Annotated in this window: 21 protein-coding genes; 16 read left to right on the forward strand and 5 right to left on the reverse strand. The window is 62.0% G+C overall.

The window, feature by feature from the left end; translation table 11 throughout:
* The first annotated feature begins 128 nt into the window (after positions 1-128).
* Together AC6H0R_RS05875 and AC6H0R_RS05880 are read left to right on the forward strand one after the other, a co-directional pair.
* The gene (locus tag AC6H0R_RS05875) at positions 129-1,097 is read left to right on the forward strand and encodes a M14 family metallopeptidase (protein ID WP_497580411.1); all 969 of its coding nucleotides are present in this window, start codon (positions 129-131) and stop codon (positions 1,095-1,097) included.
* A gap of 68 nt (positions 1,098-1,165) precedes the next feature.
* Entirely contained in the window at positions 1,166-2,353 is a 1,188-nt protein-coding gene (locus AC6H0R_RS05880) for an acyl-CoA dehydrogenase (RefSeq protein ID WP_497580412.1), read from the forward strand.
* Positions 2,354-2,361: 8 nt separating this feature from the next.
* Here the strand turns inward: AC6H0R_RS05880 and AC6H0R_RS05885 are convergent, their stop codons facing one another.
* Both AC6H0R_RS05885 and AC6H0R_RS05890 read right to left on the reverse strand, forming a co-directional pair.
* Positions 2,362-3,318 (reverse strand): recombination-associated protein RdgC, encoded by a 957-nt coding sequence (locus AC6H0R_RS05885; RefSeq protein WP_497580413.1) that lies wholly within the window; start codon positions 3,316-3,318, stop codon positions 2,362-2,364.
* A 52-nt stretch (positions 3,319-3,370) separates the two neighbouring features.
* Positions 3,371-3,838, reverse strand: coding sequence for an SRPBCC family protein (locus tag AC6H0R_RS05890; protein ID WP_497580414.1), 468 nt, complete (start codon positions 3,836-3,838; stop codon positions 3,371-3,373).
* A 340-nt stretch (positions 3,839-4,178) separates the two neighbouring features.
* Between AC6H0R_RS05890 and AC6H0R_RS05895 the strand changes: the two genes are divergently transcribed.
* The 12 genes from AC6H0R_RS05895 to nikR all read left to right on the forward strand — a co-directional run bounded on the left by AC6H0R_RS05895 (position 4,179) and on the right by nikR (position 15,678).
* On the forward strand, positions 4,179-4,892 hold the full coding sequence (locus AC6H0R_RS05895; RefSeq protein WP_497580415.1) for a pseudouridine synthase: 714 nt from the start codon (positions 4,179-4,181) through the stop codon (positions 4,890-4,892).
* Between the two features lie 237 nt (positions 4,893-5,129).
* Entirely contained in the window at positions 5,130-6,275 is a 1,146-nt protein-coding gene (gene earP, locus AC6H0R_RS05900) for an elongation factor P maturation arginine rhamnosyltransferase EarP (protein ID WP_497580416.1), read from the forward strand.
* Between the two features lie 95 nt (positions 6,276-6,370).
* On the forward strand, positions 6,371-6,928 hold the full coding sequence (gene efp, locus AC6H0R_RS05905; protein ID WP_497580417.1) for an elongation factor P: 558 nt from the start codon (positions 6,371-6,373) through the stop codon (positions 6,926-6,928).
* Positions 6,929-7,108: 180 nt separating this feature from the next.
* Complete coding sequence (locus AC6H0R_RS05910) at positions 7,109-7,471, forward strand: hypothetical protein (protein WP_497580418.1); 363 nt, start codon at positions 7,109-7,111, stop codon at positions 7,469-7,471.
* 34 nt (positions 7,472-7,505) lie between these two features.
* Positions 7,506-8,108, forward strand: a complete 603-nt coding sequence (locus AC6H0R_RS05915) for a YcjF family protein (RefSeq protein ID WP_497580419.1) — start codon at positions 7,506-7,508, stop codon at positions 8,106-8,108.
* Between the two features lie 83 nt (positions 8,109-8,191).
* Positions 8,192-9,121, forward strand: coding sequence for a histone deacetylase family protein (locus AC6H0R_RS05920; RefSeq protein ID WP_497580420.1), 930 nt, complete (start codon positions 8,192-8,194; stop codon positions 9,119-9,121).
* Positions 9,122-9,389: 268 nt separating this feature from the next.
* A complete protein-coding gene (gene ahpC, locus AC6H0R_RS05925; protein ID WP_497580421.1) occupies positions 9,390-9,956 on the forward strand; it encodes an alkyl hydroperoxide reductase subunit C in 567 nt (188 codons plus the stop codon).
* Between the two features lie 131 nt (positions 9,957-10,087).
* Positions 10,088-11,686, forward strand: coding sequence for an alkyl hydroperoxide reductase subunit F (gene ahpF / locus AC6H0R_RS05930; protein ID WP_497580654.1), 1,599 nt, complete (start codon positions 10,088-10,090; stop codon positions 11,684-11,686).
* Between the two features lie 231 nt (positions 11,687-11,917).
* The gene (locus AC6H0R_RS05935) at positions 11,918-13,960 is read left to right on the forward strand and encodes a TonB-dependent receptor (protein ID WP_497580422.1); all 2,043 of its coding nucleotides are present in this window, start codon (positions 11,918-11,920) and stop codon (positions 13,958-13,960) included.
* A gap of 14 nt (positions 13,961-13,974) precedes the next feature.
* The gene (locus AC6H0R_RS05940; protein ID WP_497580423.1) at positions 13,975-14,691 is read left to right on the forward strand and encodes a DUF4198 domain-containing protein; all 717 of its coding nucleotides are present in this window, start codon (positions 13,975-13,977) and stop codon (positions 14,689-14,691) included.
* Positions 14,691-15,158, forward strand: coding sequence for a hypothetical protein (locus tag AC6H0R_RS05945; protein ID WP_497580424.1), 468 nt, complete (start codon positions 14,691-14,693; stop codon positions 15,156-15,158). Before AC6H0R_RS05940 ends, AC6H0R_RS05945 begins: the two co-directional genes overlap by 1 nt.
* 34 nt (positions 15,159-15,192) lie before the next feature.
* Positions 15,193-15,678: a nickel-responsive transcriptional regulator NikR gene (gene nikR / locus AC6H0R_RS05950; protein ID WP_497580425.1), complete on the forward strand. Its 486-nt coding sequence runs from the start codon at positions 15,193-15,195 to the stop codon at positions 15,676-15,678.
* Positions 15,679-15,689: 11 nt separating this feature from the next.
* Here nikR and AC6H0R_RS05955 read toward each other — a convergent pair whose 3' ends face one another.
* Positions 15,690-16,100 carry a VOC family protein gene (locus AC6H0R_RS05955; protein ID WP_497580426.1) on the reverse strand — a complete coding sequence of 137 codons (411 nt, stop codon included), beginning with the start codon at positions 16,098-16,100 and terminating at the stop codon, positions 15,690-15,692.
* Positions 16,101-16,107: 7 nt separating this feature from the next.
* The gene (locus AC6H0R_RS05960; RefSeq protein ID WP_497580427.1) at positions 16,108-16,956 is read right to left on the reverse strand and encodes an aldo/keto reductase; all 849 of its coding nucleotides are present in this window, start codon (positions 16,954-16,956) and stop codon (positions 16,108-16,110) included.
* A gap of 123 nt (positions 16,957-17,079) precedes the next feature.
* On the opposite strand from AC6H0R_RS05960, the gene AC6H0R_RS05965 reads away from it, so the two are divergent.
* Both AC6H0R_RS05965 and arsH read left to right on the forward strand, forming a co-directional pair.
* On the forward strand, positions 17,080-17,400 hold the full coding sequence (locus tag AC6H0R_RS05965; protein ID WP_497580428.1) for an ArsR/SmtB family transcription factor: 321 nt from the start codon (positions 17,080-17,082) through the stop codon (positions 17,398-17,400).
* Positions 17,397-18,059 carry an arsenical resistance protein ArsH gene (gene arsH / locus AC6H0R_RS05970; protein ID WP_497580429.1) on the forward strand — a complete coding sequence of 221 codons (663 nt, stop codon included), beginning with the start codon at positions 17,397-17,399 and terminating at the stop codon, positions 18,057-18,059. Before AC6H0R_RS05965 ends, arsH begins: the two co-directional genes overlap by 4 nt.
* Here the strand turns inward: arsH and AC6H0R_RS05975 are convergent.
* On the reverse strand, positions 18,053-18,511 hold the full coding sequence (locus tag AC6H0R_RS05975; protein ID WP_497580430.1) for a hypothetical protein: 459 nt from the start codon (positions 18,509-18,511) through the stop codon (positions 18,053-18,055). The two genes, arsH and AC6H0R_RS05975, sit on opposite strands and share 7 nt — an antisense overlap.
* Between the last annotated feature and the right edge of the window lie 2 nt (positions 18,512-18,513).

Consider the following 18,513-nt stretch of genomic DNA (forward strand, 5'->3'; position numbering starts at 1 on the left):
TATCCCGCCGTAAACGGCTCCAGGAGCCCCAAACCGGCGATGCGGTTTCACCTGCCCGCTACAGTATGGTCTTCACCCGACCCGAGCTGTGCACTGAAAGCACATCCCGTAACAAACGCCTGAAAACGATGCAGACCGCTACCGAACATATCCAGATCGACGATCTTGAGCTCGTCGCACACCGCTTCCGTGGCGAATTGGCCGGGCCTGAACTCATCGTGCTGGGCGCTGTTCACGGCAACGAAGTCTGCGGCAGCATCGCAATCAAGCAGATGCTTGTCGAACTCAATGCCGGCGATCTGGTGATCCGGCGTGGCAGCGTCACCTTCGTCCCGGTTGCCAATCCGCTGGCCTGGAAAAAAGGCACCCGCGAGGGCCAACGCAATCTCAACCGCTGGCTGCAGCCCACCGACCATCCCCGTCAGTTCGAGGACCACGTTGCCAACGGCCTGTGCCCGCTGCTGGCCCGGCATGACGTGCTGCTTGACCTGCATTCCTTCCATACGCCGGGAGAACCGTTCGTCATGCTCGGCCCGGAGGACAACGACGGGCCGCTCGAAGCTTTTTCACGCTCCAGCGAAGAACGCGCCATGGCGCGACACCTGGGTATTCAGCGCTGCGTTGATGGCTGGCTCGACACCTATGCCCGCGGCGTCGCACGTCGCAAGACCAGCGATGCCGGTGCAGACCCGCGCTACGGTATCGGCACCACCGAATACATGCGCAGCGTCGGCGGCTACGGGGTCACCGTCGAATGCGGTCAGCACGACGACCCACAAGCTGTTGCCGTGGCACGCAACTGCATTCTCAGTACGCTGGCCTTTCTCGGACTCACCGACAGCACGCCACCGGTGCCGGTCGGCAGCTTCGATCATCTGCGTATGTTCGAGGTGATCGACCGCAACAGCGAGGCAGACCTTTTCACACGCGACTGGGACAGCTTCGATGCATTGCGCGCCGGTGAGTTGATCGGTACCCGCGCCGACGGCACCGCCGTACGTGCGCCTCAGGACGGTTTCATCCTGTTCCCGAACCCGGATGCTGCGGCCGGGCGGGAATGGTTCTATCTTGCCGAGGCAGTCGCCAGCCCTGCGTGATTTCCGCGGCTTGACGCTGCTTGTGCACAGCGCGATGCTCGGGTTCCCACGTGCCGAGGAACGCCGCCATGCCCGCCACCCGTCCGAGTTTTGACCGCGACGATCCGCTGCGCCTGGATGACCAGCTCACCGAGACCGAGCGCATGGTGCGTGACGCTGCCGAAGCCTATTGCCAGGACCGGTTGCTGCCGCGCATTCAGGACGCTTTCCGCCACGAACGCACCGACCGCGAGATCTTCACCGAGATGGGGGAGCTGGGCCTGCTTGGCGCAACCATACGCGAGGAGTACGGCGGTTCCGGACTCGGCTATGTCGCCTATGGCCTGATCGCACGCGAAGTCGAACGCATCGATTCGGGCTATCGCTCGATGATGAGCGTGCAGTCTTCACTGGTGATGCGGCCGATCGACACCTTCGGCTCCGACGAACTGAAGCGCCGCTATCTGCCAAAACTGGCCAGTGGCGAGCTGATCGGCTGCTTCGGCCTGACCGAGCCGGATCACGGTTCAGACCCGGCCAGCATGGCCACCCGTGCCCGCAAAGTGGACGGCGGCTGGCAACTCAACGGCGCCAAGACCTGGATCACCAACAGTCCGATTGCAGATGTGTTCGTCGTATGGGCCCGCGATGAGGCGGGTGACATCCGCGGCTTCGTGCTGGAAAAAGGCTGGAAGGGACTGTCCGCACCCACCATTCACGGCAAGATGGGACTGCGCAGCTCGATTACCGGCGAGATCGTGCTGAACAATGTGTTCTGCCCGGATGAAAACACTTTCGCAGACGTTCGTGGTTTAAAAGGCCCGTTTACGTGCCTGAACTCGGCGCGTTACGGAATTGCCTGGGGTGCGCTCGGTGCCGCTGAAACCTGCTACCGGACAGCCCGCAACTACGTCATCGATCGCCAGCAGTTCGGGCGCCCGCTGGCCGCCAACCAGCTTGTGCAGAAGAAGCTTGCGGACATGCTGACCGAGATCAGCTTGGGGCTGCAGGGCTGTCTGCGACTCGGGCGCATGCGGGAGGAAGGCACGGCCGCGGTCGAACTGACGTCGATCATGAAGCGCAATTCATGCGGCAAGGCACTCGACATCGCGCGCACCGCCCGTGACATGCTCGGCGGTAACGGCATCTCGGATGAGTACCCGGTGATCCGCCACATGCTCAACCTGGAAGTCGTGAATACCTACGAAGGTACCCACGACATCCACGCGCTGATCCTCGGACGGGCCATCACCGGAATTCAGGCATTCAGCACCTGACAGACGAACTACGCAGCAACTTCCCACGGCGGCGTCGAGGATGAAGCCTCGGCGGAAGGCTTCTCGGCCTCCAGCTCACCACCCAGTGCAGTCATCAACTCCGGCAACAGTCGCGCCAACTCACCGGTCATCAACGCAAAGGATGCGTCGAACATGGCCTGCGCGTCCTCGGCGCCGGAATCCTCGACCTTTTCCTTGACCACATCGAGAAAATCGAGACGTTTGATCTCGAGCTTTTCACTCAGCACGAAGCTGATACGGTCATCGAAGGTCAGCGCCAGCCGGGTCGGCATCTTGCCGGCTGCCAGGTGGCCGCGGATTTCTTCGGCGTCGAGCACATGATTGACGTAGCGCACGGCCGCCTTGCTCTCGGTGATCGAACGCAGCTCGCAATCCAGGTCGATGGAAAACCCGCTCGGCGCTTCCCCGCTCGCCAGCCAATCGGCCATTGCCGACCCCGGCGAACGTTCGGTCCGCAAAAGAGCCAGCGGCAAGGCGTCGAGTGAATCGCGCAAGGCCCCCAGCACGTCTTCCGCACGGGTCTGGCTGGGCGCGTCGATGCCAAGCCACCCCCCGACCGGGTCGATCCAGGCATAGACCTTCCTGCGCCGCGTGAAGGCCCTTGGCAGAAATTCCTGCAGGATCTGCTCACGCAGCTCCTTCATCTGCTTGCGACCCGGCTTGTACCCCTGCTCGGCCGCAATGTGTTCAGCCCGCTCCTCGGCTTCCTGCTTGACTACTGCAGCCGGCAGCAGGCGTTGCTCGAAACCCAGTGCAATCAGCCAGTGCGTACCCACACGGTGCACCAGTACGTCGTCCCCGCAAGGGGCAACCCAACCACGGCTTTCCTGATCCTGACTGCCACAAGGCTGAAAACGACGGCGAGAAAGTTGTTCCTGGAGGATGTCGGCGTCGATGTTCCACGGTGCCGGCAGACGATAGAGCTGAAGATTCCTGAACCACATGAGAGGGATTTCCGCGAATTGAGAACACCCGTCTTGTGACGGGGCGTGGATGTTACTGCATGCGGCCGCTCGCGACGATCTCGCGAATCACCCGCACGGTGTCGATGTCCGATTGCTCATAGGCCGATTTCACCAGATCAGCGTACATCGTGCTGCCATCTTCGGTATCCGGCTGTGTCGTGCGGTACACGAAGCGCAATACCAGCTGACCACTGGCCGGTTCCTCGATGCGAATGGTCAGACAACCTCCGGCGTGCTGGGCACACCTTTCAGCCTCGAAACTGACAGAAATCATTGGCTCGAGCGTGACACGGTCACGGATGCGCAGCGCACCGAAGTCGAGTTCGCGCAACATCCCGTCCTGCCAACGTTCCAATATCTGACAGCGTTCAAGACCCGGCAGAAAGGGCGCAGGGTTTTCCACTCTGCAGAGCAGGCCAAACCACAGCTGCTCCCTGCTCATATCCTCGATCAACGGATTCTGAGGATCGTTGACGATCACAACGTGTTCGAACTTCAAGCCTGCGACTCCATGACGGTTCAAGCCAAGTCTAACAGGCTGCTCGAACACCGCAGCGAGCGTGTTGCTTGCCCTGACAAGGCCGTAAGTCTCTTGTTGTTAACTTCTTTCTTTTAAAAACAATAGTAATGATGATGCTTTGACCGTTTCTGTGGATAAGTCTGTTTTCATGATTTAAATCAGGTTGATGGAATCGATGGATTCCGGTTAGCAAACGGTTGTCCTGATGTGCGGGGAATGTGACCGGATTTCAGGCGTGGGGAAGAAACCTGACTTGTCCACATGTCACACACAGCGGATACAGGAGTTATACCGTCTGCTCCGGGCTACACTTCGCGCCATGAAACTTGAACGCATCCTGCAGTCCCAGGGTTTCGGCAGTCGTCGCGAGTGCCGTTCCATCATCCGTGCCGGTCTTGTCGAGATCGGCGGTGAGGTTGTTGAAGATCCCTTTATCGAGGTTGATCCTGCGGGCCTCGAGTTCATCGTCGACGGTGAAGTGTGGGCCTGGCATGAGCAGGTCTATCTGATGCTGCACAAGCCCCTCGACTATGAGTGCTCAAGGCAACCCCAGCATCACCGTTCGATCTTCGAACTGTTGCCGCCGCAGTTTGCCTTGCGCGACGTGCAATCCGTCGGCCGGCTCGATGTCGACACGACGGGCCTGTTGTTGATGTCTGACGACGGCCAGTTCATCCATACCTGGAGCTCGGGCAAGAAGCGTATCCCGAAGTGCTACGAAGTCGGCCTGCGCCATCCGGTCAACGACGAGCTGCTGGCTGCCATGCGCGAGGGGGTGCAGCTGCATGATGAGCCTGCACCAATCCGTGCGCACCGATGTGAGGCAACGGGTGAGTCAACGATTGATCTGGTGGTGACCGAAGGAAAATATCACCAGGTACGCCGCATGGTCGGAGCGGCCGGCAACCGCGTTGAAGTGCTGCATCGCCGCTCGGTCGGGGGGCTGGTGTTGCCGGCAGATCTGGTAGCCGGCGACTGGCGCTGGATGTCGGAAACCGATCTTGCTGCGCTGGCTGATTTCGATGCTGACTGATTTGACTGCGTGTCGATCAAGTGCCTTTTTGGTGCCGGAACGCACCGTTTTGTGGCATTCCAGAGGCTGTGGACAAATCTGTTGACTTCCTGACACCCGATCAGAAGCGGATTCACGTTTCTGGTGCAGATTTTTCGAAAGTATTACTTTCGATATGTATTTCAGAGTTCGATCATATTTTTGAAACCCAATACCGGTAAGGCTTTCAGAGATCTTGATAGCGAACTGTAAAGTCGCATGACCAAGGTGCCAACTGCTGCTGCCAGACGCTGGAGCATCTTCTGCCGGGTTGTGGATAACTTCGGGGATATCGGTGTTTGCTGGCGCCTTGCGCGGTCTCTCGCAATGCACCATCGTCAGCAGGTCACCTTGTGGCTCGATGACCTCGGAAGCTTGCAGAAGCTTCATCCCGACGTGGTCCTTTCCAATGATGCACAGCAACTGGAAGGGGTCTGCGTCCGTCCGTGGGCAGCGCCGTTTACCGCTGTTGCAGGCGACGATGTCGTGATCGAGGCCTTCGCCTGCGAGTTGCCGGATGAGGTGCTTGCCGCGATGGCATCCCCTCCGTCCCCTCCGTTGTGGATCAATCTGGAGTATCTGAGCGCTGAAGTCTGGGTCGAAGGCTGCCATCGTCTGCCTTCTCCGCATCCGCAACTCGGTTTGCAGCGGCATTTCTTCTTCCCGGGCTTCACGCCTGCGACTGGGGGGCTGTTGCGGGAACCTGAGCTGTTGGTGCAGCGTGACCGGTTCCGACGCGATGCGGTTGCGCGGGCGGATGTGCTGGGCGCCTTGCTTGGGCGTGCGCCCTCGCCGCATGCGTGCGTGATTTCCTTGTTCTCGTATGAGCAGCCGTGCCTTCCGCAATTGCTGTCGGTATGGGCGGCGGCGGATCAGCCGGTTGAACTGCTGGTTCCGCAGGGACGAGTGACGCCGGATATTGCGCGGCATTTCAGGCAGGATGATCTGTCCGTAGGCACGCAGCTGCGTGATGGTGCGCTGTCGGTCAGTGTGATTCCCTTTGTCGATCAGGGCCGTTATGACCGCTTGTTGTGGTCGTGTGATATCAACTTCGTGCGCGGGGAAGATTCCTTCGTGCGTGCGCAGTGGGCCGGGCAGCCTTTCGTATGGCACATCTACCGACAAGCAGAAGATGCCCATCTGGCCAAACTCGAAGCTTTTCTCGGGCGTTTCCTGGCAGGCGTGCCTGAGGAAACCGCAGACGCCGTTGCGAACTTCTGGCGGGCATGGAACGGGACGGGTGATCCGGTCAGGGCCTGGCCGGCATTTGCAGCGCAACGTCAGACCTTCGGCCAGCATTGCGAGGACTGGAGCACACGGCTTGCGGGACAGGATGATCTTGCGTCAGCCTTGCTGAAATTTTAGTAAACAAGCGTATAATCAACGGTTTTTTGAAAATCGCGGCTCGCTCCGATCTCGATTCGTCGCCGTCCCGCACCTGTCCAGGAAATCTAGCAAGCATGAAAACCGCCCAGGAACTCCGCTCCGGCAACGTCATCATGGTCGGGGCTGACCCGCTCGTCGTGCAGAAGGCCGAATACAACAAGTCCGGCCGCAACTCGGCGGTCGTCAAGATGAAGCTCAAGAACCTGCTCAACGGCTCGGCTTCGGAATCGGTCTACAAGGCTGACGACAAGTTCGAGGTCGTCCAGCTCGACCGCAAGGAAGTGACCTATTCCTACTTTGCCGACCCGATGTATGTCTTCATGGACGAGGAATACAACCAGTTCGAGGTCGAAGCCGAGAACATGACCGACGCGCTCAAGTATCTTGAGGATGGTCTGCAGTGCGAAGTGGTGTTCTACAACGGCAAGGCCATCTCGGTCGAACTGCCGAACTCGGTGGTGCGTGAAGTCACTTACACCGAACCGGCCGTCAAGGGCGACACTTCGGGCAAGGTGCTCAAGCCGGCCAAGATCAACACCGGCTTCGAACTGATGGTTCCGGCTTTCGTCGAAATCGGCGACAAGATCGAGATCGACACGCGCACCGACGAGTACAAGAACCGCGTCAAGTAATCTGCGGCTGTGCAGCGGAGCAATTGGAAGAAGCCCGCTTGGCGGGCTTTTTTTCATGCTGCGCTACAAAAATGTTGGTCATATGCAACGCATTGTTGCGAACGAGCCAATCTGACTTGCTTTTTCGTACGAAAGGCATAGGTTTGAAAGGGTCCAAAACTACTTTCGAGGAAAGTAAAGATGAGAAGCGTAGCGGCACTCATTGCCGCCTCGTTGTTGGTGTTGCTGGTCGCATGCGCTCCGGATCGTCCGGTCAGTTCGCAGGCGGCCGAGACCGCTGCTCCCGCTGGTGAAGTCGCTGCAGTACGAAGCTTCCCGTCACATGCCGGTGCACCCGGCAGTGAAGTGCGCGATGCCAGGGAAGCTGCCGAAGAGGCCACCCGCAAGATTGTCGATGCGACGCTGAACGTAGCCAGTCGTATTCGCGAGGCGGGTGTCGAGGTTGTGCAAGCCGTTCGTCCCGGCGACCCTGACGCACCGACTGAAGAAGTCGCCGACGCGAACCCTGCGGCTGCTTCGGAGTCCGAGTCAGCACGCAACTGAAGGTGGGTGGCGGTTTCCGCCACTCCGGAATCTGATGGAAATCCCCGTCCGTGAGCGCTTCAATGCCTATCGGGAACGCCTCCTGCGCGCCCTGACAGAGCCGCGTTCCGACGACGCCCGCGAGCAGGATCTGCCCGATGGCGTAACACTGCCGGTGCCATCCGACACGGACCGGCTGTCGCGCAGCGAGATAGCGGAGCGCGAGATTTCCGGCCATGCGCGAACCGCGGCTGCACTGGGTGTGCTGCCGGTGGTTGATCTGATCGCAGTCACCACCTTGCAGGCGCGCATGCTCAGGCGTCTTGCCCAAGTGCATGGCATCGGGTGGGATGCCGACCTGGCACGTGATTTCATTGCTCGTCTCGGGCCCGGTATCGCCGGCGGCATCGTCGGTCACACGGTCGGGCGCAGCGTGTTCAAGATCATCCCGTTTGTGGGACAGACCGCGGGTGCGGCGTGGAGCGCGCGCTCCAGTGCGATCTCGACCTACGCCGTTGGTAAGGCGGCCGACTATTACCTGGGTTTGCATGCTGCCGGTGAAACCCCGACGGCAGCTGCGCTGCGCAGCGTGCATGCGCGCGCTGCAGGAAACGCCACGACCCGCGTGAGAGAGTTGATCGAGCGCGACAAGGCCTGATCGACGCGTTTTCGCGCGTTTCGGGGGCACCGTATAATGAACGCCGTTCGCCGCCGTCGCGCGGTACCGGCCACGAGGAAACCATGACTACGCTGATCTATTCCCACCCCGCCTGTTTCGAACACCGTCCCGGCCCCGGTCACCCGGAGTCGCCCGAGCGTCTGAGGGCTGTGCTGGCTGCCCTGCAGAAGCCCGAGTTCTCGGACCTGCAGTGGGCCGAAGCCCCGCTCGGTACACGTGAGCAGGTGCTGATGGTGCATACCGAAGGCTATGTGTCGGATGTCGAGGAGATCTCGCCGCGTCACGGCACCATGCCGCTCGATGGCGGTGACACGGTCATGTCGCCGGGCTCGCTCGAAGCGGTCATGCGTTGCGTCGGGGCCGCTTGCGCCGGCGTCGACAAGGTCATGAACAAGGACGTGGACAACGTTTTCTGCGCCACGCGTCCTTGCGGCCACCACGCTACCCCCAACCGTGCGATGGGCTTCTGCATCTACAACCAGGCGGCCATTGCAGCGGTGTATGCCAAGGAACGTCACATGCTCGAGCGCGTGGCGGTCATCGACTTCGACGTCCACCACGGCAACGGTACGCAGGATGCCTTCTACAACGACCCGGCGCTGTTCTACGGTTCCACTCACCAGTCGCCGTTGTATCCCGGCACCGGTTCGCGTGCCGAGACCGGCGTGTCGGGCAACATCGTCAACGTTCCGCTGCCGCCGGGGTGCAACTCCGAGGTGTTCCGTAGCCAGGTTACCAATGAGCTGCTGCCCAAGATCCGTGACTTCAACCCCGAGCTGATCATCATCTCGGCCGGCTTCGATGCCCACATGCTCGATCCGCTGGCCGGTCTGAACTTCAAGGACGAGGACTACCGCTGGATCACCGAGGAGCTCAAGGAGATCGCCGAGGAATGTTGCGAGGGCCGCATCGTCTCGATCCTCGAAGGTGGGTACAGCCTGGACGGGCTGGCCAGCAGCACCGAGGCTCATGTAAGAGCACTGATGAGCTGACGCAACGCAACATCAGGTTTTGATGGAACGGCCCGGGAGTCTCCCGGGCCTTTTTTTCATGCGTTTAGGATTACTTCCACTACGTCTGAAATCAGCATCCATATTTACTTATGAGTGCAGTAATAGAATTTATTGATAATAAATTCCTATCTACGGAATACGAGCTATTCATTTCACTAATATCGTGCGACGCAATAAAATTCACTTCGTCGGCTGATATGGTCGCGAAAAATTTTCAGCAACCCATCCACCTCAACAGGAGATTTCCATGAGCTCGTTGATCAACACCACGGTCCAGCCGTTCTCGGCCAATGCCTTCTACAACGGCAAGTTCATCCCGGTCACCGAAGAAAACCTGAAGGGCCAGTGGTCCGTCCTGATTTTCATGCCGGCCGCCTTCACCTTCAACTGCCCGACCGAAGTCGAAGATGCCGCTGACAACTACGAAGCCTTCAAGAAGGCCGGTGCCGAGGTGTACATCGTCACCACCGACACCCACTTCTCGCACAAGGTGTGGCACGAGACCTCGCCGGCTGTCGGCAAGGCTCAGTTCCCGCTGGTCGGCGACCCGACGCACCAGCTGACGCGTGCCTTCGGCGTGCATATCGAGGAAGAAGGTCTGGCGCTGCGCGGCACCTTCATCATCAACCCGGAAGGCGTCATCAAGACCGCTGAAGTCCACGACAACGCCATCGCTCGTGACGTGACCGAGACCCTGCGCAAGCTCAAGGCTGCCCAGTACGTCGCCGCTCACCCGAACGAAGTGTGCCCGGCCAAGTGGAAAGAAGGCGAGCAGACCCTGGCTCCGTCGCTGGACCTGGTCGGCAAGATCTGATTTCTGCCTGAATTGCCCGGCGCTTCGGCGCCGGGAGCCGCCTCCGGGCGGCTCATCCAGGAGCACCGTGTACCGGCGCTGCTGAATGAGTCGGAACCTCCGTTTCAATGACCGTATTCAAGGAGTCAGCCATGCTCGACGCCAACATGAAAGCCCAGCTCAAGACCCTGCTTGAGCGCATCAACGAAAACGTAGAACTCGTCGCTTTTGTCGACGACAGCGCCAAGTCGAGCGAAGTGCTCGAGCTGATCGACGATATCGCCGCGCTGTCCGACCGCGTGTCGGCCCGCCGCCGTGCCGGCAGCTACGAGGGCGAACGCGTGCCGTCCTTCTCGGTCAGCCGTGCCGGCACCGACATGGGTGTGCGTTTTGCCGGGCTGCCGATGGGTCATGAATTCACCTCGCTGGTGCTGGCGCTGCTGCAGGCCGGTGGCTATCCGCCCAAGATCACCGCCGAGCAGATCGAAGCCATCAAGGCGCTGGATGCCGAGCTCGAGTTCACCACCTATATCTCGCTGTCCTGCCACAACTGCCCGGACGTGGTGCAGGCGCTGAACCTGATGGCCATCCTCAACCCGAAGATCCGCCACAGCATGGTGGACGGCGGGGTGTTCCGTCAGGAAGTCGAGAGCAAGAACATCCTGGCCGTGCCGACCATGCTGCTCAACGGCGAGGAGTTCGGCTCCGGTCGCATTACGCTGGAAGAAATTCTCGCCAAGGTCGACGTCGGCGCCTCCGAGCGCGATGCCGCCAAGCTTTCGCAGAAAGACGCCTTCGACGTGCTGATCGTCGGCGGTGGCCCGGCCGGAGCGGCTGCGGCGATCTACGCTGCACGCAAGGGCATTGCGACCGGCATCGTGTCCGAGCGCTTCGGCGGTCAGGTGATGGACACCATGGCTATCGAGAACTTCATCTCGGTGAAGGAAACCGAAGGCCCGAAGATGGTCGCCGCGCTCGAAGAGCACGTGAAGGCCTACGAGGTCGACATCATGAATCTGCAGCGTGCCGCCAAGCTTGTGCCGGCCGCCACGCCGGGCGGTCTGGCGGAAGTGGTGCTGGAGAACGGTGCGGTGCTGAAAAGCCGCAGCGTGATCCTCGCCACCGGTGCGCGCTGGCGCGAACTCAACGTGCCGGGCGAGCGTGAATACCGTAACCGCGGCGTGGCCTATTGCCCGCACTGCGACGGCCCGCTGTTCAAGGGCAAGCACGTGGCGGTGGTTGGCGGCGGCAACTCGGGCGTCGAGGCGGCTATCGACCTCGCCGGCATCGTCGGCAAGGTCACGCTGATCGAGTTCGACAGCAAGCTGCGCGCCGATGCCGTGCTGCAGGCCAAGCTCACCAGCTTGAGCAACGTCACGGTCATCACCAGCGCCCAGACCACCGAAGTCACCGGCGACGGTAACCGTGTGAATGGCCTGGTGTACGTCGATCGCGTCAGTGGCGAGACCAAGAAGGTCGAGCTGGAAGGCGTCTTCGTGCAGATCGGTCTGCTGCCGAACACCGACTTCCTGAAGGGTTCGGTCGAGCTTTCGCGTTACGGTGAGATCGTCATCAACGACCGCTGCGAAACCTCTGCCCACGGCATCTTCGCCGCCGGCGACTGCACCACCGTGCCGTACAAGCAGATCGTCATCGCCATGGGCGAGGGCAGCAAAGCCGCGCTGTCGGCCTTTGACCACCTGATCCGCAGTTCGCCGGAAACCGAGAAAGCCGAAGCTGTCGCCGCCTGACGCAGCATTCTTCACGGTTTCCACAACGGCTGTGCCTTGAAAGGCACGGCCGTTGTCATTTCTGCCATGCAGATTGCCGCGCCACTTCGGGTGTGAGCACCCGCCGTACGCCACTTCGCGTATGTAAGAACAGTTAATAAAACTTCATACTTCATCCGTTTCTGTTTGCGGGTGTTGTCCTCATCGGATTGGCGACCCTGCCTGTAGTCAATCCGGTGATGGAGTTTGATGATGTCCCGTTTGAGCCTTGCCGGTCGTCAAGGCGACTTCTGCGCTGCGTCCATGCGCCTGCTGTGGCGCTTGCTTCCGGTGCTTGCCTGCACCCTTCCGGTCACTGCGTCGGCCGAAGAAACCCTGCTCGATGCGGTTGAGGTCAAGGGCCAGACTCTCGACGCACAGGCCGGCGCGTATTCCGTCGAGGTCCTCGGCAACCACGAGATCCGTGCCAAACGTGTGTTGCGTGTGCAGGACCTGTATCGCGACGTCCCGGGCCTGGACATCCGTGGCCTGGGGCTGGACGGAGTCGCTGACAACATCGTGCTGCGCGGTTTCAGCGGCGGTGGTCACGGTGGTGACATCGCCTTCAGCGTGGACGGCATTCCGCTCAATGAGGCCATGTCGCATGCCGACGGCTATGCCGATCTGAACGTGATCGTGCCGCTCGAACTGCGTTCCATGTCGGTGCACAAGGGCCCCGTGTCGGCGCTCTTCGGTAACTTCAACCGTGCCGGCAGCGTGTTGCTTGAAACCCGCAAGGGTAGTGAGTACCAGGAAGTGGATGTTTCGGTCGGGAGCCACGGCACCTTCGACACACAAGCCGCGCTTGGCCTGAAGCTGCGTGAAGACCAGCACCTCAACCTGGCCGCTCAGGTCTTTCGCAGCGACGGCTTTCGTGACCGGTCGAAGTCCTGGCGCGGGACGCTTGCCGGGCGCTGGGCAATGGACGTCACTGCACAGACGCGTATCGCCGTCTCCGGCCGTCTGCACACCGCCGACGCCGACAATCCGGGCTATCTGAGCGAGGCGAGCTTCCACGACGACCCCTATGGCGTCGAGCCCGGTATCCAGAACGACGGTTCGGAAAAGCACTTCGGCACGCTACGACTTGATCTGCAGCATTCGCTCGACGACAGCTTGCGCGTGCTGGCCTTCGCCTACACCACGCAGCAGGATTTCAGCCGCTGGTTCACGCGCCCCGTCAGCAACGTGATGACCCAACGCGAGGAAAGCTACGACCGCAAGGTGTGGGGCGCCGGCGTCAGCCTGAATGGCCGTCACCGGGATGCAGTGCCGATCAACTGGGTGGCGGGCATCGAAACCTTCCGCGAATCCACCGACTACGAGTACTACGAGAACCTCGACAACCGACGCCGCACCGCCGCGGCCGTCAACGACCGCAACTCGATACTCAAAAGCCTTTCGGCCTTTGCCGAACTTGAAGCACCACTGCGACCCTGGTTCCAGCCGTCGTTCGGATTGCGTTGGGACCGCTTCACCGGCGACTGCCGGCTCAACGGGCCGGAAACCTCCACCGCGCCTTGCGACCGCATGGCCACGCAGTCACACCTCTCGCCCAAGTTCGGCCTGCGCTCCGAGATCATGCCGGGGGTAGAGCTGCGCGCCAGTCGAGCGGAGGGCTTCGCTCTGCCGTCCAACTTCGCCAAATACGCGCTCGGTGCGGCCACGCTCGACGCCAATGTCTTCCGCCAGACCGAAGTCGGTGCGCGCATCCAGGTCGTGCCGTCGCTGCTGCTCGACGTCGCGCGCTACCGCATCAAGTCCTCGAATGAAATCCGCAGCGTCGCGCCCGGTGTGTACGAAAACTTCGGTTCGACACGACGCGACGGCACCGAGGTGAGCATCACCTGGCTGCCGCTTGATGTGCTCGACTTTCAGCTCGCCTGGAGCCACACCGATTCGAAGATCACCCGCAACGGCAACCCGACGCTGATCGGCAAGCGCGTGACATCGGTGCCACGCAATACCCTCACGCTGGAAACCAACTGGCATCCAGCGCTTGGCTGGAAGGCCTCTCTGGTGGTGCAGAAAATCGGCCGCTATGCCATCGACGCCGCCAACACCCAGCGCTATGGCGGTCATTCCCTGATCGATCTGCGTCTTGAGCACTCCACTGAGGTCGCCGGACAGCCGGTAACGCTGTATGCCGCCATCGACAACCTCACCGATCGCCGTTACGCGACTGCGGTCAACACCATCGGCTACGCGACCGGTGCGCCGCGTACGCTACGCCTTGGCACCAGTTTCAGCTTCTGAACGGAGATTCACACATGACTTGCGCCCGAACCTTCCGTGCCCTGCTGGCAGCCTCGCTGCTGATCACCGCAACCGGAGCAATGGCCCACACCGCCTGGCTTGAACGCGATCCGGGCGCGGACGGCACGTACCGCGTGTTGTTCGGTGGCCATGGCGGCCCACAGGATGTGGAGGACTATCCGGCCGAAAAACTCGGCGTGGTCGAGGCATTCGACGCCGCCGGCAAGGCCGTGCCGGTCGAGCGTGGCGAAGACGTGCCGGTGCGCATCGTTGCGCCCGCCGCGGCCGTGTTGTTGCTGAGTTTCGACAACGGCATCTGGAGCCGCGCAGACAGCGGTTCCGTGAATCGCCCGATGAACGAAGTGCCCGGCGCCATCAGCGCGGTGCATGCCGTGAAGTACGGCAAGACCGTGCATGACTGGGCGGCTGGAACACGGACTTTCAATCAGCCGTTCGAGTTGCTCCCCCTGGGAGTGCACGCACCCGCTCCCGGTGGCGCGCTGCGTCTGCAGGTGCGTATCGACGGCCGGCCGGCCGCTGGTGTGGCGGTGATGCACGAAGGCCAGTCCCCCGGCGTGAAAAGCGACGCCGACGGCATCGTCGAACTGGTGCTGGAGCGCGGAGTGAACCGCATCTGGGCCGGCCAGCGCAGCGCGGTAAGTGGTGACCCGCGCTACACCACGCGTTCCATCGAATACCTGCTGATCCTTGATCTTTGGGCCAACCGTTGATGAACCGACTGCTTGGCGTTCTGTTGTTGGTGATGTTGGCGCTGCCTGCGCCACAGGCCATGTCGCATGCCTTGCAACTGATCGCCCAGACCGACGGGAACGAGGTGGTGGGTGAGGCGCTGTATGCCGACCTCAGCCCGGCGGCGGGCGTCGTCGTGACGGTCTTCGACGAAGCGGAAACGCCGGTGGCGCGCGGCACAGCCGACGCCCACGGCCGGTTCCGCCTCCAGACCCAAACTGAGCGGGCTTTGCATGTGCTCGCCGAAGACGATGAAGGGCACCGTGCTGCCGTGCTGCTGCGGCCCGATACGCCCGCAACGGCGCAGCAGCGCGCGCTCATTGAAGCCGGCCACACGCATGCGCTGCAACAGCAAAGCATGGGGCGTATCGCCTTCGGTGCGTTCCTGCTGGTGGGCCTGGTGTGGGGTGCGCTGTGGCTGCGGCGTCGGCGCCGAGCCTCATGCTAAGCTCGCGGCACAGCCCGCCGCCGGAGCCCGCCGCGTGATCGAACGTTTCACCATCTCGCTGGACCAGACCCTCGCCGACGATTTCGACGCGCTTATTGCCGAGCGTGGTTATCGCAACCGTTCCGAGGCCGTGCGCGACCTCGTACGGCGCGAGCTGGAAGCCTCGCGTGTCCGCAACGAGCGCGAAGGCCAGTGCGTGGCATCGCTGAGCTACCTCTACAACCATCACGAGCGTTCGCTGTCCGAGCGGCTGGCCACGTTGCAGCACGATCACCACGACCTCACCGTGTCGTCCATGCATGTGCCTCTCGACCACGATCACTGTATCGAGTGCGTGATGCTGCGCGGCCCGGTGGCTGCGGTGCGCGGTTTTGCCGAACGCCTGACCGCCGAACCCGGTGTGCGCCACGGCCAGCTCAACCTGATCAGCGCAGACGTGCAACGCTCACCCGAGGGCCATGGAAGTGACCACGCCCACCCTCATTCCGCCCATCACGTGCATTACCGCCCGCGTAGCTGAGCGGGTGTGCGTCAGGCCGCGGGGCCGACCTGCATGAACGGGTTCCAGGCAACCTCCCACAGGTGGCCGTCGAGGTCGGTGAAGTAGCCCGAATAGCCCCCCCAGAACACGTCCTGCCCCGCTTTGACCAGCGTGGCGCCGGCGGCCACGGCCTGTGCCAGCGTGGCGTCGACGTCCTCACGCGAACCGACGTTGTGCGCCAGCGCGACGCCGGAAAAGCCGCTGCCCTCTGCCGATACGCCGGCATCCTTGGCCAGGTCGTCGCGTCCGAACAGGCCCAGCCAGGCGCCGGCCAGCGTGAAAAAGGCGACCGAATCGCTGTCGAAATCGAGCTTGGGCAGACCCAGGCCGAGCTCGTAAAAACGTACGGCGCGCGGCAGGTCGCGCACGCCCAGCGTCACCATCGAGAGATGCGGTTTCATGTGATCCTCAGCGCATGTCGAGCGGCGTCGGGCCGAACGGCGGCGGGAAGGCCTCGTCGAGTTCGGAGAGATCCTGCGAGTTCAGTTCGATCTCCGCCGCGGCCGCGTTCTCACGTACATGCTCGACCCGACCGGCCTTGGGGATCACGATCACGTCCTGCTGGTGCAGCAGCCAGGCGATGGCGATCTGCGCCGGCGTGGCCTTGTAGCGATGGGCCACCGATTCCAGCGTGGGGTCGTCGAGAAAGCCGAATTGCTCGTTGGGCGAATGCTCGATCGGCGAGTAGGCCATCACCGGCATGCCGTGCTGGCGTTGCCAGGGCAGCAGATCCCATTCCGCACCGCGGCGCACCAGGTTGTAGAGGATCTGGTTGGTGGCAAGCTGGTCGCCACCGTTTGCGGCGTAACAACGCTGCATACCGCGCGTGTCGAAGTTGGAAACGCCGTAGTCGAGGATCTTGCCGGCTGCCTTCAGCGCCTGAAACGCCTCGAAAGTCTCGTCGAGCGGCACCGAGCCGGGCCAGTGCAGCAGATACAGGTCGATGCGGTCGGTGCCCAGGCGCTGCAGACTCTGCTCGCACGCGGCGATCACGCCGCGACGGCTGGCGTTGAAGGGGTAGACCTTGCTGACGTAGTAGGCCTCGTTGCGGCGGTGGCCGATGGCCTCGCAAATCAGTTCTTCGGATTCGCCGTCGCCGTACATTTCGGCGGTGTCGATCAAGGTCATGCCCAGATCCATGCCGAGCTGGAGTGCGGCGATTTCCTCATCGCGTAGTGACGGAATCTCGCCCATCTTCCAGGTGCCCTGGCCGAGCGCGGGAACGGTCCTGCCCGAGGGCAGCGTGATGGTCTTCATGTGCTTCTTCCTTGGCCGTCGAAGCGCACATTGTCTTGCGGACCGTGCCGGGCATGCAAACCCGGTGCCGACTTGACGGCATTCGACTTTGTTTGCATAGTTGCGCAAATTAGAGGTTAAGCCATGTCCGAACACATCCTCACCGCGCTCAATGCCCTCGGGCAGGGTACCCGTCTCGAAGCTTTCCGCCTGCTGGTGCGCGCTGGCCCGCAGGGGCTCGGTGTCAGCGAGCTGGCGGCGCGGCTGGAGGTGCCGGTGTCCACACTGTCGCGTCATCTCGACCAGTTGCAGCAGGGTCGCCTGTTGCGCACCTGGCGTGACGGCCGCCATGTATTCCACGCCATCGACTGGGACGGCACGCGTGCGTTGCTGGCCTATCTGACCGAAGACTGCTGCCAGGGCTTTGCCGGCTGCAGCGACAATTCCCCTGGAGAATGCACGTGAAGTCCACTCATCCGCCGCGCATCCTGTTTCTGTATGGCTCGCTGCGCGAGCGTTCTTTCAGCCGGCTGGCGGCCGAAGAAGCCGCGCGACATCTTGCCGCGATGGGCGCCGAAGTGCGCTTCTTTCACCCGCAGGGTCTTCCGCTGCCGCACAGCGTGGACGCGAGTCATCCGAAAGTTGCCGAGTTGCGCGAACTGGTCGAGTGGAGCGAGGGCATGGTGTGGTCCAGCCCGGAGATCCACGGCAACCTCAGCGGCTTGATGAAGATGCAGATCGACTGGATTCCGCTCAACACCGGCTCGGTGCGCCCGACGCAGGGCAAGACGCTGGCCGTGATGCAGGTTTCCGGCGGCTCGCAGTCGTTCAACGCGGTCAACAGCCTGCGCGTGCTCGGCCGCTGGATGCGCATGTTCACCATCCCCAACCAGTCCTCCGTGGCCAAGGCCTGGGAGCAGTTCGAGGACGATGGCCGGATGAAGGAATCTGCCTATCGCGACCGCATCATCGACGTGATGGAAGAGCTCTACAAATTCACCACGCTGTTGCGCGACGAGAAGGACTTTCTCACCGATCGCTACAGCGAGCGCAAGGAAAGCGATCCGCAGGCCACCTGGAACATCCTGAAGGGTGCCGGCGCGCTGGAAGCGGACGTTCAGTAGGGTTGGCCGCGATACATGCGCACACCCTTGGCGGGTGCAAGTGCCGGGTTGTCTTCGACTTTAGGGGGCGGTTCCGGCGCAGCAGACTCGGGCAGCGGCTTGAGCGCGCCAACCGCTTCGGGCGTGAGATTGCGTACCAGCAGATTGGTGACCATGCGCACCGCCACCAGGCTGGAAGCGTCGTGCATCAGCACAGCCAATACGTAGGGGCCCGCGCGGCGCAGCATCAGGCAGCGTTCTTCGTAACGCAGTACGCAGTCGTCCGCCCCCCCGGGGCTGCTGTCGAGGGCGGCATACAGCGCACGAATGTGGGCGCGTGAGTTCTCCAGCGGGTTGTGCGTCAGCCCCGGCGGCTGACGATGAACGTGTGCGACGCCGTCTGCATCAAGCAGCCACGCGCCTTCCACGCCCGCAAGCGCAGTCACGTTGTCGAAGAGTTTGCCGACATCCACGT

The organism is Pseudazoarcus sp. NS36, from assembly GCF_059703705.1.

What these genes read in the sequence shown, in the direction of transcription:
- AC6H0R_RS05915 (WP_497580419.1), top strand. Translation starts at nt 7,506, where the DNA reads ATGGAAATCCCCGTCCGTGAGCGCTTCAATGCCTATCGGGAACGCCTC.
- efp (WP_497580417.1), top strand. Translation starts at nt 6,371, where the DNA reads ATGAAAACCGCCCAGGAACTCCGCTCCGGCAACGTCATCATGGTCGGG.
- AC6H0R_RS05880 (WP_497580412.1), top strand. Translation starts at nt 1,166, where the DNA reads ATGCCCGCCACCCGTCCGAGTTTTGACCGCGACGATCCGCTGCGCCTG.
- AC6H0R_RS05960 (WP_497580427.1), bottom strand. Translation starts at nt 16,956, where the DNA reads ATGAAGACCATCACGCTGCCCTCGGGCAGGACCGTTCCCGCGCTCGGC.
- AC6H0R_RS05940 (WP_497580423.1), top strand. Translation starts at nt 13,975, where the DNA reads ATGACTTGCGCCCGAACCTTCCGTGCCCTGCTGGCAGCCTCGCTGCTG.
- AC6H0R_RS05875 (WP_497580411.1), top strand. Translation starts at nt 129, where the DNA reads ATGCAGACCGCTACCGAACATATCCAGATCGACGATCTTGAGCTCGTC.
- AC6H0R_RS05920 (WP_497580420.1), top strand. Translation starts at nt 8,192, where the DNA reads ATGACTACGCTGATCTATTCCCACCCCGCCTGTTTCGAACACCGTCCC.
- ahpF (WP_497580654.1), top strand. Translation starts at nt 10,088, where the DNA reads ATGCTCGACGCCAACATGAAAGCCCAGCTCAAGACCCTGCTTGAGCGC.
- AC6H0R_RS05965 (WP_497580428.1), top strand. Translation starts at nt 17,080, where the DNA reads ATGTCCGAACACATCCTCACCGCGCTCAATGCCCTCGGGCAGGGTACC.
- AC6H0R_RS05935 (WP_497580422.1), top strand. Translation starts at nt 11,918, where the DNA reads ATGTCCCGTTTGAGCCTTGCCGGTCGTCAAGGCGACTTCTGCGCTGCG.
- ahpC (WP_497580421.1), top strand. Translation starts at nt 9,390, where the DNA reads ATGAGCTCGTTGATCAACACCACGGTCCAGCCGTTCTCGGCCAATGCC.
- AC6H0R_RS05955 (WP_497580426.1), bottom strand. Translation starts at nt 16,100, where the DNA reads ATGAAACCGCATCTCTCGATGGTGACGCTGGGCGTGCGCGACCTGCCG.
- AC6H0R_RS05885 (WP_497580413.1), bottom strand. Translation starts at nt 3,318, where the DNA reads ATGTGGTTCAGGAATCTTCAGCTCTATCGTCTGCCGGCACCGTGGAAC.
- AC6H0R_RS05895 (WP_497580415.1), top strand. Translation starts at nt 4,179, where the DNA reads ATGAAACTTGAACGCATCCTGCAGTCCCAGGGTTTCGGCAGTCGTCGC.
- AC6H0R_RS05945 (WP_497580424.1), top strand. Translation starts at nt 14,691, where the DNA reads ATGAACCGACTGCTTGGCGTTCTGTTGTTGGTGATGTTGGCGCTGCCT.
- AC6H0R_RS05910 (WP_497580418.1), top strand. Translation starts at nt 7,109, where the DNA reads ATGAGAAGCGTAGCGGCACTCATTGCCGCCTCGTTGTTGGTGTTGCTG.
- earP (WP_497580416.1), top strand. Translation starts at nt 5,130, where the DNA reads ATGACCAAGGTGCCAACTGCTGCTGCCAGACGCTGGAGCATCTTCTGC.